9 protein-coding genes are annotated in these 15,193 nt (G+C 48.4%); 4 read left to right on the top strand and 5 right to left on the bottom strand.

Annotated elements, in window-relative coordinates; translation table 11 throughout:
• Nucleotides 1–63 precede the first annotated feature (63 nt).
• Nucleotides 64–1,944 carry a B12-binding domain-containing radical SAM protein gene (locus Pan54_RS10785; RefSeq protein WP_390621948.1) on the bottom strand — a complete coding sequence of 627 codons (1,881 nt, stop codon included), beginning with the start codon at nucleotides 1,942–1,944 and terminating at the stop codon, nucleotides 64–66.
• Nucleotides 1,945–2,245: 301 nt separating this feature from the next.
• Nucleotides 2,246–4,900 (bottom strand): PVC-type heme-binding CxxCH protein, encoded by a 2,655-nt coding sequence (locus Pan54_RS10780; RefSeq protein WP_146503491.1) that lies wholly within the window; start codon nucleotides 4,898–4,900, stop codon nucleotides 2,246–2,248.
• Between the two features lie 465 nt (nucleotides 4,901–5,365).
• Between Pan54_RS10780 and Pan54_RS10775 the strand changes: the two genes are divergently transcribed.
• Nucleotides 5,366–7,423: a S9 family peptidase gene (locus Pan54_RS10775; RefSeq protein WP_146503490.1), complete on the top strand. Its 2,058-nt coding sequence runs from the start codon at nucleotides 5,366–5,368 to the stop codon at nucleotides 7,421–7,423.
• 175 nt (nucleotides 7,424–7,598) lie between these two features.
• On the opposite strand, the gene Pan54_RS10770 is transcribed toward Pan54_RS10775, so the two are convergent.
• Nucleotides 7,599–8,534 carry a glycosylase gene (locus tag Pan54_RS10770; RefSeq protein ID WP_146503489.1) on the bottom strand — a complete coding sequence of 312 codons (936 nt, stop codon included), beginning with the start codon at nucleotides 8,532–8,534 and terminating at the stop codon, nucleotides 7,599–7,601.
• A gap of 488 nt (nucleotides 8,535–9,022) precedes the next feature.
• Here Pan54_RS10770 and Pan54_RS10765 point away from each other — a divergent pair, with 488 nt between their 5' ends.
• A complete protein-coding gene (locus Pan54_RS10765; protein ID WP_146506395.1) occupies nucleotides 9,023–10,141 on the top strand; it encodes an SGNH/GDSL hydrolase family protein in 1,119 nt (372 codons plus the stop codon).
• Between the two features lie 509 nt (nucleotides 10,142–10,650).
• Here the strand turns inward: Pan54_RS10765 and Pan54_RS25810 are convergent.
• The gene (locus Pan54_RS25810; RefSeq protein ID WP_165441715.1) at nucleotides 10,651–10,818 is read right to left on the bottom strand and encodes a hypothetical protein; all 168 of its coding nucleotides are present in this window, start codon (nucleotides 10,816–10,818) and stop codon (nucleotides 10,651–10,653) included.
• 479 nt (nucleotides 10,819–11,297) lie between these two features.
• On the opposite strand from Pan54_RS25810, the gene Pan54_RS10760 reads away from it, so the two are divergent.
• Both Pan54_RS10760 and Pan54_RS10755 read left to right on the top strand, forming a co-directional pair.
• The gene (locus Pan54_RS10760; protein ID WP_146503488.1) at nucleotides 11,298–12,317 is read left to right on the top strand and encodes a DUF1559 domain-containing protein; all 1,020 of its coding nucleotides are present in this window, start codon (nucleotides 11,298–11,300) and stop codon (nucleotides 12,315–12,317) included.
• Between the two features lie 95 nt (nucleotides 12,318–12,412).
• Nucleotides 12,413–12,853, top strand: a complete 441-nt coding sequence (locus tag Pan54_RS10755; protein WP_146503487.1) for a hypothetical protein — start codon at nucleotides 12,413–12,415, stop codon at nucleotides 12,851–12,853.
• Between the two features lie 585 nt (nucleotides 12,854–13,438).
• Here the strand turns inward: Pan54_RS10755 and Pan54_RS10750 are convergent.
• Nucleotides 13,439–14,851 (bottom strand): serine/threonine protein kinase, encoded by a 1,413-nt coding sequence (locus Pan54_RS10750; RefSeq protein WP_165441714.1) that lies wholly within the window; start codon nucleotides 14,849–14,851, stop codon nucleotides 13,439–13,441.
• Nucleotides 14,852–15,193: the final 342 nt, after the last annotated feature.

The raw sequence follows: 15,193 nt of genomic DNA, 5'->3' as shown, positions 1-15,193 counted from the left end.
GACTTCGCATGTCACTTCATGAAGCAGCATGCTCTTATCCGTGATTTTTCAAAGTCATTGTGTTCATTTTTTACAGAGAGCTTGAGCAATAAAGTCTCGCTTCACTATTGATCGCGGAACTCTGTCCTCGAACCAACTGCGAATATCGTCGTCCAGACCGACTCCGTGCATGAAATTGTACAACGCTTTGTTAAGTCCCACGCCGAGGGAATCGTGATTGACGCCAGTCGGGTCGATAAAATCAATGTCATTCTTTGCGAAGGAAACTGCAGGCAATGGGGCCAGTTCAATGCTGTACTCTTCCGGTTTTTTCCCCACGGGTGAGTGAACGGTGCAGGTGAAGCGATGGAAGAAGCCTGACTGGATGCAGCCTTCCTCAAACAACTGCCTGACATACTCCAAAGCATCGACGGTGTCTTGCACCGTTTGTGTCGGAAATCCATACATCAGATAGGCATGTACAAGAATGCCGACATCCGTGAAGGCTCGGGTCACCCGTGCAACCTGATCAACCGAAACGCCTTTTTTCATCAGCTTTAACAGTCGGTCCGAGGCAACTTCCAGACCACCGGAAATGGCGATGCAGCCACTGTCGGCCAGCAGTTCGCACAGTTCTGGGGTGAATGATTTTTCGAAGCGAATGTTCCCCCACCAGGAGACTGTCACATTACGTCGGAGCAGTTCTTTCGCCATCGCTTTGAGTGCTTTTGGCGGTGCAGCTTCATCTACAAAGTGAAACCCCGTCTGTCCTGTTTCCTGAATGATCGATTCGATTCGATCCACCAATGTGCTCGCTGCAACTCCGTCGTAACGACCGATGTAGTCCAGTGTCACATCGCAAAAACTGCACTTCTTCCAATAGCAACCGTGAGCGACGGTCAGCTTATTCCAGCGACCATCGGACCACAATCGGTGCATGGGATTGAGCATGTCCAGTGTCGATAAATACTGATCGATCGGTAGACCGTCCCATGTCGGAGTGCCGACTTCAGCGAATGGCACATCAGGTTCCTGATGATTGATATATTGAACTGCACCAGAATAGCTGGTCGTCGAGTTTTCCTCTCGAACAAAAGTTCGCACCAATTGATGCCGTGGTCGCTCGCCACGAAAATGTTCCAGCAACGCCACGAGAGGACGCTCGCCATCATCCAACGTGATGTAATCGAAATAGTCGAATACGCGGGGTTCAGTCATCTCCCTTAATTCGGTATTCACGAACCCGCCACCCAAAATCGTGATGATACCGGCGTCTTTGGATTTAATGGCCTGAGCAATTCGGAATGCTGCGTACACGTTCCCGGGAAACGGAACCGACACGAGCACGACATTCGGTTGATGTCGAGAAATGGCAGCCAGAGTCAAATCTCGCAGGGTCGTGTCAACGAGATTCATGGGGGCGATCAAGGCCTCAGCCAGCGGATCGAAAGTCGGCTGACTGGCGGCAAGTGATTCTGCATATCGAACAAATTCGAATCGTGGATCAACGGCTTCACGCAGGACGTCGGCGAGGTCGCTGAGGTAAAGAGTCGCATAATGCCTGGCCCGATCCTGAACCCCTAACGCTCCAAATGCCCATCCGAGAGGATCGCCGCCATCGTCCTCGTCTTCATAGGCATCGAGTGTGTCAAATCGAGCCCCTTCAGGAAGAAACATACGACTAATAATTCGATGCGCCAGTGTGGGATCGCCCCCTTGAAGGAAGGCGATGACACGATCAATCGTAGCAACATATTTGTCATACTGTTCGCAGAAATTGCTGACGACAGGAGATGGATTTGAGATGGTCTCGATCTGCCCGAAGACACTTTGCAAACCGGTCGATGACAACAGTTTCAACACCAATGCCAGTGCCAGATCTTCCTGAACGGCATCGACTCCCCGGGACCGCAAAAACCCGGTCAGATATGCAGTCGAAGGATACGGAGTATTTAACTGAGTCATCGGCGGGATGACAGAGAGAACTCGCGGCGGGTTTTCAAGGATTCGGTTCAAAAAATGTTGGTCCCCAAAATGAGGTGATTCTAGAGCATGTTCAAAAAATACCTGCAGCGTTCAGCAGGAGCATACACATGCTTTTGGGACATTTGGTGTTCTTGCGCTGCAGTTACCATTAGAAAATGGTCTAAACTGCAAATGTAATATGTGTTGGAAAGACCCACCCGTAAGTTCGTCTGCGGAATCGAAAGACAGGCTATTTTCAGACAACAAAATGGAACTGGCTGAGACTTCGGTTTACCAGTTTTCAATAGTTTTTCGAGGTCTTAATCGAATTGACATCCCGTTTGTTCAAATGAGCATCGGAGTCGTCGTTGTTCAATAAAAATTCAAGCAAATCTCGAATCTCGCGATTCGTCAAGGTATTGACCAGACCAGCTGGCATGAACGAAACGTTTGAATCTCTGATCAATTCAACATCTCCCTTGTCGAAGGTCCGAGTTTGACCGTGTGCATCACGGATCTGTTCCTTGGTGTAGGAACGGAGGCGAATCCCCGTGAAGATTCGACCATCCTTCAACAAGAGAGTACGTGGTTGGAATTCGGGAGCGATCTCGCGATTCGGTTCGAGGATCGACATCAACAAAGCTTCGCGAGAGGCACGCTGGCTCTGTAATGTCAGATCAGGGCCAACCGTATTCCCTCGTCCGTTATGTCGATGGCAATGGGAGCAAGTCCCCAACTGTGTATGATGAAAAACCCGGCTTCCATTTTCAATGTCCGCTGGACTTTGCACTTGTTCAAGAAGTTGCAACCAGGCCTTGGTGTCGGTGAAAGCAGGACGATCGGATTTCAGGGATTCAGGTTCCAACACCACTACGATCTGGTCATACGACTCAGGATATCGTTTCGTCAGTTCTAGTAACTCCTCTTTCTGTTCTGCTGAAAGTGGGATTGATCGTAAGGAACGAAGTGCTTCCTCGCGCACGACACGTTGTTCGTCTTTTGTCAGTTTGAGTAACGTTTTCAAATGAGATGCTGCGATGGCCGCTAACCCTGCGATGGCCTCGGCTCGTAATTTGGCGGAATGATCCTGATTGTTCGCGATCTCCAATAATAACTCTTGGGCGACTTGCGGATTTCCTGCTGCCGCACGCGTCACTTCCAGCGAAAGTTCTTCGTGATTCACGGCGTGGAGTTCACTTAGTAATTGGAGTGTGAGGCCATTGGGAAACTTTTTGGCTGGCAAGCTGTCGGCTTCACCTGCGGCAGATGATTGCGCAGGCAACAACCGCAACGCATATGCACGCAGTCGTGGTGTTTTGCTTTTGTCCTGAACACGTGCCAGCAACACATCAACATCTCGTATTCCAGCTTCTGGTTTTCCTTGGAGTGTGTTCCATGTCGCCATCGCCGCTTCGAAAGAGGTGAAGCTGATCTCACTCCCGTTCAACAGCGTTTCGACATTTGGAAGAAACGCCTTGAGGTCTGAATTGGCAATCCACCGCAGTGCCTGAAAACGGACTGCTTGATTCTTGTCTTTTAAGAAAAGTGGTAGCCATTTATTCGAGTCTGCCTGGCAAAATTCGAGTGCCATCGTGGCCTGCACTCGATCCTCGGCAGACCATTCAAGAACATCCTTGATCTCCCACTGGTTGGCAGTCCGCGACAATGCCACGAGCGCCGAGCGTGCCAAAAATGAATCCTTGTCGCCTGCAAGCTGAAGCAGTTCTTCTCTGGCTAATAAGGTCTTGCCGCTGCGCAAATTGGCTGCTCGTTGTGCTGCCTTCGTTGGTGGCTCGATACTGAGCGGACCGACCCAGTCGGCTTGATTCAAGTCGATCTCCAGCTTCCACAAGCGTCCGAAGCCATGAGCGTTGTATCGCCCATCGACCCAGTCCGCCAGATACCAAGTCCGTTTACTTCCGCCCACGTTGGGATCTTGCGCGATACAGGTTGGGCGAAAGTAACGTCCTCCCTTGGCAATCGTTGTCAGTTCAGCTGTGAAGCTGGCCCCTTTTGGGTGAAGCTGTAAAAAATCAATACGATGATCACCCCATGAAGGAACCAGCAAGCCTCGGCCCAGTGGGACGACACCACAAGGAGCCTCGCCTGTCGGGTGAACCATGGGCAAGGTTCCCGGCAATTCTCCATTCCAGCAAACGAAAGGGTGATGGGATTCGGGGCCATACTGCCGCCGGTACCCATATTCTCCGCCTTCAATGATATGCAGTAAGCGGCACGGTGGTCGCTCACCCGGATCATTGTCCGCAGCGAAGATCTCACCATCCTCACGCACGCAAGTCCCAAACGGATTCCATAGTCCTTGGGCGATCCAGCGAAGGTTTTTTCCATCTGCCGAACAACGAAAGATTCCTCCTTGAGCTGCACCATGAATCGCAGGACCATCCGTGCCAGCGAGTGTCCACGGTGTGGCAAAATTCTCACCGAGTCCAAACACAAGATCGCCATCGGGATGCCAGGACAGCCCCGACAACCCGTTGTGCGGATAGTCGGCTTCGGTCGTCAACACAACAAGCTCTTCTTCGACGTCAGCGGTCCCATTTCCATCCAGATCTTTTATTCGTAGAATGCGATCACGTTCTGCCAGATACACCCAGCCATCGGCTCCAAGTTCTAAATCCATTGTGGCAGTCGTTGAGTTGTAGAAGACCTGCCGTTGTGATGTTTGAACTTGCGATGTGTCAAATACCAGAATTTCATCATGCGATGGTCCCTCATAGTCATCTGGCCGCATATGGGTGTGCGTTGCGACCACCCATACCCGACCTTTGTCATCGACATCGATGCCGGTCGGTGTTGCCAAATCGGGATGTTCAGCGACGAGCGTCAGGCGAACACCCGGTTGTGTTGCTGAGACCTGCGGGGCGGGTTCAGCTGCTCCCAGCCGAACATTCAAATAAATGATGCAAATCAAAAATGGGACTGATTGTCTGACCATGCGTTGTTCTTAATCAAAAATACGTCAAAGGAATGGCAATTTCTGGTGTTATTAGGATTACCGGAAGCTCGTTTAAAAGCAACGAACAGACGTCCGAGTTTTCAGGGGCTTTGGTTGCATTCCGCACTTTGTAATACGAAAGCCAGGTGGACGTAGCGGAGTCATCCATCTGTTTTCAACAATTGACGTCGTTTTTGACCGGGTACGGATTGAGTTGCGAGGGGCAATCAATTTTGAGGCAAAGTACGGAATACACACGCTGTCGCTTGTATCACAATGGGAGAGTTTACAAAAACGAGCGATTCACCGTAAAATGCCTATTAGTAACCAACCTTGAGTTTTACATCTCTCTGATTTGTAATTGCCCGAGAACTGTAGGGGCCACCGGCGCCTTGACATTTTGTTGGATGGACCCGCCAGGGCCGCACTTTTAACTTACTTCCTCTCATTCCTATAAGGTTTTCGATGATAAACGCATTTACCATCAAGCTGATGACGATCCCATTGGCTATCGGCATGTTCTCAAACCTGGCCTATTCTCAAGGAACTAAAATCAAAACCCAAGCCGGTTCGCCGTTGTTGGATCGGGAGCTCTTTTTTGGAAATCCGGAGATTTCCAGCGGTAAGCTAAGTCCAGACGGCAAGTTCATTTCGTTCATGAAACCGTATCAGGGCATCATGAATGTGTGGGTAAAAGAGTTTGCGGAGCCTTTTGATCAAGCGCGACCGCTGACCGATAGCAAACGGCCTTTGCGTGGATATGCCTGGACGGAAGACGGTAAGTATATTCTGTTCGTCAAAGATTCGAATGGCGACGAAAATATCAATCTGTTTGCGGTCGATCCCAATGCGAAACCTGCGGAGAGCAAGGAAACGCCAGACTCGCGAAATTTGACGCCGCTCAAGGATGTCTCCGCTCGGATCGTTCACGCCAGTGAGAACAATCCCGATTTGCTCTGGGTGGGGCTGAATGATCGTGACAAGGCATGGCACGATCTTTACAAGCTCAAGATTTCTACAGGCGAATTGACAATGGTCTATCAGAATGAAGATCGCATTACCGGCTATGAATTTGACTGGGACGACAATCTTCGTTTACTCAGCCGAACCGACCCTGCAGGTAATACGACATTACTGCGTAAGGACAACGACAAACTGGTTCCCATCTACGAGACTTCCGTCACTGAGAATGCTGGAGTGAGTGGTTGGGATGCGAAAAACGAGAACATCTATCTGGTGACCAATAAGGGAGACCTGGATCTTCAGACTTTGTATAAGTTGAACCCAGAGACCAAAGAGTTGGAATTTTTGGAAAGCGATCCAGAGGAACGAGTCGATTTCGGCGGTTTGCAAATGGATCATAACACACGCAAGATTATCTCGACGTCCTACACCGATGATAAGACGCGATACTACTGGCGGGACAAAACCTGGGAAGCAAACTACAAGTTTTTACAGGAGAAATTTCCCGGGAGAGAAATCGCCTTTCAAAGCGCGACCGAAGACTACAGCAAGTTCTTAATTGCTGTACACGGCGACAAGTACGCAGCCGAAGCCTGGTACTTCGATGCTCAAAAGCATGAACTAATTTTTCAATACACGCCCCGGCCAGAACTTAAAGAAGTCGAAGATTATTTGGCTCCGATGAAGTCGATTCGCTACACGAGCAGCGATGGCCTGGAAATTCCTGGTTACTTGACTATTCCCGTTGGCATGGAAGCGAAGAATCTTCCAGTTGTGATTCTCGTGCATGGCGGCCCCAAGGGGCCTCGTGATTCGTGGGGCTACAACCCTCTGGTTCAATTTCTGGCCAACCGAGGCTACGCGGTTCTACAGCCCAATTTTCGTGCGAGCGGTGGATACGGCAAAAAGTTTCTCAACGCCGGCGACCTGCAGTGGGGCAAGTTGATGCAGGATGACATTACCTGGGGAGTGAAGTACCTGATTGATGAAGGCATTGCCGATAAAGATCGAGTCGCGATTATGGGGGGAAGCTATGGAGGCTATGCGACTCTGGCCGGACTCGCATTCACTCCCGACCTTTACGCCTGTGGTGTCGATATCGTTGGCCCCAGCAATATCTCGACGTTGCTTGATTCGATTCCTCCTTACTGGGAAGCAGGACGCGCCTTCCTGCATGGAATGGTTGGCGACCCAAACACGGAAGAAGGCAAGAAGCGAATCCGGGAAGCGAGTCCACTCTTCAGTGCCGATAAAATTACGAAACCTCTGTTAATCGTGCAAGGAGCCAATGACCCGAGAGTGAAACAAGCTGAGGCCGATCAGATCGCGATTGCATTGCGGGATCGGGGACACGAAGTCAGCTACCTGTTGGCAGACGACGAAGGACACGGCTTTGCCAAACCGGTCAATCGGATGGCCATGTATGCTGAAATCGAAGCCTTCCTGGCGGATCAGATTGGCGGTCGCTACCAGGCTGAGATCCCCGAAGAAGTTGCCAAACGACTCGAAGAACTCCGAGTCGACGTGAACAAAGTGACCTACCAAGCGGATAAAGAATAAGGTGTAAGGAGTGGTTATTCAACATGTTCCCAAGGTCCTCCCTGGGAACAAGTTTGGGGTTGAAGCTCTGCTTCAAGTGATTGTGGGATCGAAAGCCCGTGAAAACGAAGCAGAGCTTCGAGAGCTCGCGTTCAGATGGAGGACCTTGGGAACGAGGAAGTTACGTGCGTGCTAACTACTCATCTGAAATCGCGTCCTGCGGGAGATAGACTCGAACGTCGGGGTGCATAGTATAGAGCCGATACTGCTCGCCATCGTGAACCATTTGACCGCTTGAGTTGTTGGTTCCGATGATCGGGTTGCCGGGGTATATTTTCCAGTTCACAAGATCATCCGACACGGCAAGACAGGTCGTCCAGGGCCCTTTCCAATTCGGATCTCCATTGCCGTGATAAACACCGTAGTAACGACCACGGTAGCGAATGACTTGATTCAAAGCGACAGCATGACGATCGTACTCGTCAGGGCCTCGGTCGATGACAGGGGAATCCTGGACGTTCTTCCAAGTTTTACGATCCGTCGATTTTGCCAGCCAGACGCCGCGGTCTCCGCGCTCGTAAAACAGATACCAAGTGTCCCCTTCGATCCACAATGTCGGCGTGCCATAAGGGCCCGGTGTCAATGGGGAACCGTCGGTATTTCTAACATCAAGCTTGCCACGCTCAGTCCAGTGGATCCCGTCTGGAGAAGTCAACATGTGTGGAATGTCGCCTAAGCCTTCAGCAACCATGTAAAACGTGTCGTCGTGATGCACGACCTGGACATCTTCGGTCCACACTTTGTCAAAGATCGGATTTTCTGCATGCCGCTTCCATGTCAGGCCATCCGGTGAGGTTGCATAGCCGAGCATCTTCGTATCGGCTCGCTCGTCGTTATAGCCGGTGTACCATAAATGCCACATTCCACCATGCCGCAGGATGCAGCCACGCTCGCGGATTTTATTGTCCCATGTATCAGCTGCGGTTCCCGCAAAAACTGGATTCTTCTGATACGGATTGAAATGCACCAATTCATCGGGAAACAACTCGTCGGCCGCTAAGTTCGACGAATCCAAGACAAACAGGAGGGCCGCCAGGACAAGTAAATTAGTTACTGTGAATCGGTATTTCATAGGGTCAAATTTCTATTCAGAGATGCCATCCACCACACTTGAAACTCTCGCTCAATGTCGGTCATCATGAACGAATCTTTTATGATGACGCTTCAATGAAGTCGATATGCAAAGACTCGATACGCTCGAAACCAGGCAAATAATAATGAAGATAGTCCCATAAGCCATGTTATGCGATCATAAGCACGAAAGTTTAGACAGAGCAAGAACATTGCAGAGACTAACAGGACACATTCCAAAACGAATACAGCATTGCCTCCTCGCTAAAAATGCGAAATTCCTGGCGTCTAAGCCTCTAACACCAAGCTGGAAATTCTCATCAACTTTGCGATTTTCTTTCTATCGTAATTTGGATACCAGGTCGCATTCGTTGTACTGGAGGGGGAGGGCGGTGTTAGGATAGGAATCGGACTATGCCTGGAGAGGTTTCAGGCTCAACACGAATGGGAAATCCCGGCTAATACCAGAGTGAGTGTTCCGTGCAAAAAATGAACTCCCCCCGATTGCTGACCCTTTTAACACTCCTCTTGATGCTGTCAGCGTTCCCCGCAGCCGCAGCAGACAATACAAGTTCTCTACAGCTGACGTTACCGCCCACGTTTTACGCGGTGCCCGGCGTGGAGATGAATATCTACTATGACAACATTGTGCTGACTGAAACACCAGAAAAATATCGGTTTGAAGTCCGTTGTGAAATCGGTACTGCCGAGCAGACTCGCTGGACCATCACGCCGACACCGTCTGATGTTGGCCAGCATCCTTTATCGGTCAAAGTGACTGACGCCAACGGGACGATCCTGGGAACAGCGAAAACAATCCTACATGTTTCAGCGGCTAATTCCGGTTCCAATCGCGACACCTTTCGGTTGTTAATTATCGGTGACAGCTTAACACACGCAACCGCATACTCCAACGAAATCGCCCGGCTCCTCTCAACACCCGGAAATCCGGAATGGCAAATGCTGGGCACGCACAAACCGAAATCAGCCGCCGCGGGCGTCGCTCATGAAGGTTACGGTGGCTGGACTTGGCAACGGTTCGTCTCGCAGTACGAGCCAAATCCAGATGGTACCCATAGTAAACGCAGCAGCCCATTCGTGTATCTAGACAAGGACGGCAAGCCGGGCCTCGATTTCAAACGCTACTTCAAAGAAGAATTCAACGGCAACACGCCAGACACGGTCGTCATTATGCTGGGTATCAACGATTGTTTTTCTGCGAATCAGGACGCCATAGATGAAAAAATCGATGGCATGTTCACCCAGGCTGATCTCTTCATCAAAGAGCTGCAAGCTGCCGTGCCACAGGCAGAGGTGGGAATTTGTTTGACCACACCCGGGAATTCTCGTCAGAAAGCATTTTTTGCCAACTACAAGGATCGCTATAGTCGTTGGGGTTGGAAGAAAATTCAGCACCGGTTAGTACAAAGGCAAATCGAAAAATACGCAGGCTGTGAAAAAGAAAACCTGTTCCTCGTCCCCACCGAATTAAACCTGGATATTGTCAATGGCTACCCCGTGAACAATGGCGTCCATCCCAACAATATCGGTTACCAGCAAATCGGGGTGAGTATTTATTCGTGGTTGAAGTCTCGGTTAGAAGAGTGATCGCGAACCTTCTTGAACAATCTCGAATAAAACTTAGCATCCATACCGCGCTCCCAATGAAAACCGGAAAACACTCAAACCGGGTGGCGTGGCACTCCGCTTCTGCGGAAGCCTCCGGAAGTTCAACGATTCGAAGGCTTCACTTCGAGATCGCTCCCGCCACCCCGGAGGCTGACACTCAGTGCATTGTCAGCTAAGTGTATTGGCCTTCTGTATAAGCTGGCTTTTTAAAAATGAAGTGTGTCAAGATCGTCAGCTACGTGTCACCTTCGGTTATCCGTACATACTTCCTGCAGCCCCCCGAATTATTTTGATTCAAGAGAAAAATCGTGGGTATTACTGCCCTCAGTTACAGATGCGGACAATTCAGACTGAGCATTATACTTTTCTGGAATTGCATTTTGTTTGTCATTGTCCAATCTTGGTTCAATCCACTTGCACCTTTAGCCTTCTGAAGGTTGAAAATCGACAGCAAGTGTGTCATCTGCACCAGAGGCAGTAGTATCAATTCAATCTCCTGCTGTGATAACGACTTTGTGATTACCGACAATAGCCCCTTTTCCCAGATAGAGATAAATCAGTACGTACTTACCGCTCGCATCCGAGCGACCAGTAGATGGATTCCGATTTTTCAATAGGTGAAAAAACCACAATGGCATCGGGTAACGGCTTGCCATCGATTGTCACAATCCCGGTTACAGTTCCAAGCTCGACTTGAGCACCTGAATTCCCTGGCAACCCCTAATATCGGTGGATAGAACAATCATCTTTCAATAGCTGATGTTTGTTCCAGCTTGCGTATTCAATACGTTTTTCGAGAATCTCCCGTTTATAATTTCAGATGTCATTTATTGACAACAACGTACGCCACTGGTTGAGAAGTAGATTATTTTGGGACACACAATGAATTAGAGTCTGTATTTTTAGAGTCTGTATTTGTAGAGTATTACTCACGCATGGTTATTGACACCTGACGGGCTACGTCAAAAACTGAGTGCAATTCCCGCACATAGACTCGGTCATTTTATAACAATAAACACAATTATGTTGACATGTACGGCTGTGCTGTTAAGATCAAATAAATTCTATCTTCGAATTCTCTGAAGGTAATCCAAAATCTAGCTTCTGTTCCAATTCATTTTCTTGAGGAGTAACAATGAAAGTTCGCAAATTTTCAAAGTCACTGCAACGATGCGGTTTTACGTTAATCGAGCTTCTTGTTGTTATCGCAATCATCGCCATACTGGTGGCATTATTGCTGCCCGCTGTGCAACAGGCGCGTGAAGCGGCTCGTCGTTCAAGTTGTAAGAACAATTTGAAACAGATCGCGTTAGGGATGCACAACTATCATGATACGCACCGTGTATTCCCTCCAGGCTATATTCAGCAAACAACTGGGACTACAGCTTCACCTCCTTCTGAGTGGAACCGATGTATGACACGGGTTGATGGTGGCCCCGCTGGCAGCGGAAACGGTAATCGTGACTCATGGGGCTGGGGAACTTTTATTCTGCCGTTCATTGAAGAAAGTGCACTCTACGATGTGCTTCAACCTGATGGCTGTCGGATGCCAGGAGCAGGGGCAGATTACAACGGAGCAACCAATCCGCTGCAATCACAAGTTGATACCTATCTCTGTCCCACTAGCCCTAATGAAGGCCGCAGTACTAATAATTTTCTGTCAAATTATGCTGTAAGCAATTACGTGGTCAATAGAGACATGGGCCGAAACAAGTCGAAAATTCGTATGCGGGATGTTACCGATGGGACTTCGAATGTACTCTTTCTGAGTGAACGACATATGAATCTGCGGGGATCAGACGACACGGCAGCGACACGTAGCAGAGAACTTCGAGGGATGGGTGCGTTAGCCTTTGGAACCGACGGGAGTGCAACTCTGTGGGCAGTAGGCTTTGATGGCAGATATCCTCCAAATACATGGTACTCAGGAAACAGGAGTTGCTGCGGAAATGCAACAGCATCACAAACTGCAGTGAGCAGTTTACATCGAGGTGGCGTTCAGGTTGCTATGGTTGACGGAAGTGTTCGATTTGTGAGTGAAAACATCGACGACGATGGCTCAAATGATAATCAGGCCAATCCAGGTTACGACACAAGGCATACATGGCCAGCACTCTGTACACTCAATGATGGAAATGTCGTTGGAGAGTTTTAACTTGTGATTTTCTGGTTGATCACAATGCGGGTGAGAGTGATTTTCCATTCTCGCCTGCGTTTTCTTTAACTGTCCAAAACAAAGTATTACCAATCATGAGACTTCATCGATTTCAACTGCTAATCAGTTTGTTTCTTGTCACCTTTCCTCTCCTTGGTTGTGGCGGGTCGGACTACGAAGGCCCGAGTCGGGCAGCAGTTTCTGGCACCATTACGTTGAATGGAGAATCGATTGAAAATGGCACCATATCGTTCCAGCCCCGCAGTTCAAGCAATCGAGCTGCAGGTGCAATCATAGTTGGTGGACAATACGAAATTTCTGAGGGCAAAGGTCCTAATATGGGAGTCTATGATGTTATCATTTCCTCCATCATCAATGAAGAAGAAGTTCCTGTGATAGATAGCGGTGAAGACACTGGAGAAACCGAAATGGTTGGCGAGCAAATCATCCCCTCCAAGTACAACGAAGATACGGAATTGAAAGTGACCGTCGATAAGAGTTCACACCAGTTTGACTTCAATCTCGATTCCGAATAATTCCATTATTACGTCCGACAGAAGCGAAGTCTAAGCTTACGCTTCGGGATACGAACGAGACAAGCATATCGTAATCCGTACCTTTAACACTGTTGTTAGCAGTCCAGTACACTTCCGTGCTAATTGTCTCGACATTCTGGAATTGTTTGACGAGCTCTCGACAGTTGACGGATTACCTTGCGCCCTATCCCTTACGGAGTATCAGATCCTCGACAGAATCTGCAAATGACGACATCTCCTCGCACAAAACTCAGGTATGGCCATCGATTTCGGGAACTGGTTTGTTCTCGGGAATGTTGAATGAGTCAACCAGAGCATTTCCAAAATCAGTCTTCCGCGTTCTGCCTGAGCAAATACAACATTTCAGGGAAATAATCGCACATGTAAAGGCACATTGCATTTAGAAATGCTCTAATGGGCCATTAATCAATGGCGTGCCGCGAACAACCGCGCCGCGATAAATCTTGAGCATATTCAAAAATTACCTGCAGCGTTCAGCAGGAGCAAAGACAGCGTTTTATGACATTTGGTGTTTATGCGACTACAGATACTATTTGAAGGTGGTCTCAATTTCACTTTAAGCTCTTATCGCCCTAGCAAAGACTTGATCGACCAACTTCGTTTAGCATCAGGATTTTTGTATTCCGTGTTGTCAGCAATGGCTTGTACGGCCTGTGCCAACTGTTCATGATTTCGTAATGGGGCCAAATCCTCCAGCAGCCTTGCAGCATTCTGGTAGCGGAGCATCAGATTGGGAGCCGTCATTTTTTTGAGGACTTGTCGGACCTTAGGGTTATCTTTGTGTCGAAATTTAACTTCCGGTAATCCCTGCTCATGCAACTTTTGTAGAGCATTCAGGTCTCGTGCATTGGCACCCGATGAATAACCCTGTGAGCAAAGGGGTGGGGCATTGCTCACGTCAAGTAGTTCAAACATCGTGCAGCCCAATGCATACAGGTCGACCAGGCAATCCACACCTGTTGAATCAAAAAATTGTTCTGGTGGTGCATAATCTGGAGTTCCTCGAAAACAGTTTTCCCGTTTTGCATTTTCAACATCATTTATGTTGAAGGACTCGCTAATGTTGTGGAAGATACTGTTATCTTTCTCCACATATTTAGCAATTCCGAAATCAATTACTCTTGCAAAGCGATGCCCGTCTCCACCCCGCAGAACCACCATCAGATTCTGAGGTTTGATGTCTCGATGGATGATGAAATTATGAAATCTTTGCATTGCCTCAGCGACTTGGGCAATTAGCTCGCAGATCGCTCCCACACTCAAACTTGCTCCGCACTGCTGCTGTAATTTTTCATGGAATTGCTTGAAATTCAAACCGTCAATGAATTCCAGGCACAGAAACACGCCATTGTGAGAACGCCCCGAAACCCAACCCGCTTCGTATGCCTGGACACCCCATGGCTGTCCAATCTTGTTGGTGATATTCACCTCTCGAAAAAAACGATCGGAAAGATCTTTTTGAGCCTGTTCAAAATCGATGGAATGTCCGTACGTTGTAAACTGCTGTTGTTGATAGTTTTTAATATCTTCATGACGGGCAATCTTGATGATGCAAGGATTCCAGACCCTCGAACCTTCATACAAATAATATCTTCCTTTGTAGATATCCCCCATTCCTCCACTTGTCAGGAACTCTTCCACTTCCGTTTTCTGGCTGATCTTGAGCAGAGAGCTAAAGCATTTTTTAATCACGTCGCGAAAACTGGGATACTTACTCGTGTATTCCTGTTCGTCTTTGAGTGTACCTTGATCCAAACAGGTCTTCACAACATAAGACATCAACTGATAAAAAACTTTATCACGATCCGCCTCTTCGACGGGATCGTATTCCAGATAGACGATTAAGTCGTTTGCAGATTCGTTTTCGATATCTCGGAGAAACTTCTGAAAACACAGAGGATATTGTTTCAGAAAGATTGCGGAGATCTCATGTGTGGTTTTGGGATGTCGATCTGCAGATGATTTTTTAGAATCCATAGTCATTTCGATACGCGAGTTCTGCAGTTTGAGTTGCAAAACAATTCTGGAAAGGTTCGTCGCATGATCTCACAGCTGTAAAATTTGCGACTGATCAACGCTGTCTGATGCAAAATCCAATCTTTGCGGCCTGGAACAACATATAACAATTATAATTGGTTAGAAACTTTTCACCACATGGAACCAAACAATTCCAATTGAATTGAATGACTTGCGAGAAGTCAAAATGCAAAAAGACAGTGGACACGGGGATAGATCTGGGCAAGGATAGTAGTCGTAAAGTTCAGCCAAACAACCGATTCGGTTGGCAAAAAGCGAAGAGACTTGAAAAGCAAGGTCTTT

Source organism: Rubinisphaera italica, from assembly GCF_007859715.1.
In the GTDB taxonomy this organism is placed as follows: domain Bacteria; phylum Planctomycetota; class Planctomycetia; order Planctomycetales; family Planctomycetaceae; genus Rubinisphaera; species Rubinisphaera italica.
The sequence above is the reverse complement of the archived record's forward strand: the minus strand, read 5'-3'. Positions and strand labels throughout refer to the sequence as shown.

What these genes read in the sequence shown, in the direction of transcription:
- Pan54_RS10750 (WP_165441714.1), bottom strand. Translation starts at nt 14,851, where the DNA reads ATGGATTCTAAAAAATCATCTGCAGATCGACATCCCAAAACCACACAT.
- Pan54_RS10765 (WP_146506395.1), top strand. Translation starts at nt 9,023, where the DNA reads ATGAACTCCCCCCGATTGCTGACCCTTTTAACACTCCTCTTGATGCTG.
- Pan54_RS10785 (WP_390621948.1), bottom strand. Translation starts at nt 1,944, where the DNA reads ATGACTCAGTTAAATACTCCGTATCCTTCGACTGCATATCTGACCGGG.
- Pan54_RS10775 (WP_146503490.1), top strand. Translation starts at nt 5,366, where the DNA reads ATGATAAACGCATTTACCATCAAGCTGATGACGATCCCATTGGCTATC.
- Pan54_RS10755 (WP_146503487.1), top strand. Translation starts at nt 12,413, where the DNA reads ATGAGACTTCATCGATTTCAACTGCTAATCAGTTTGTTTCTTGTCACC.
- Pan54_RS25810 (WP_165441715.1), bottom strand. Translation starts at nt 10,818, where the DNA reads ATGGCAAGCCGTTACCCGATGCCATTGTGGTTTTTTCACCTATTGAAA.
- Pan54_RS10780 (WP_146503491.1), bottom strand. Translation starts at nt 4,900, where the DNA reads ATGGTCAGACAATCAGTCCCATTTTTGATTTGCATCATTTATTTGAAT.
- Pan54_RS10760 (WP_146503488.1), top strand. Translation starts at nt 11,298, where the DNA reads ATGAAAGTTCGCAAATTTTCAAAGTCACTGCAACGATGCGGTTTTACG.
- Pan54_RS10770 (WP_146503489.1), bottom strand. Translation starts at nt 8,534, where the DNA reads ATGAAATACCGATTCACAGTAACTAATTTACTTGTCCTGGCGGCCCTC.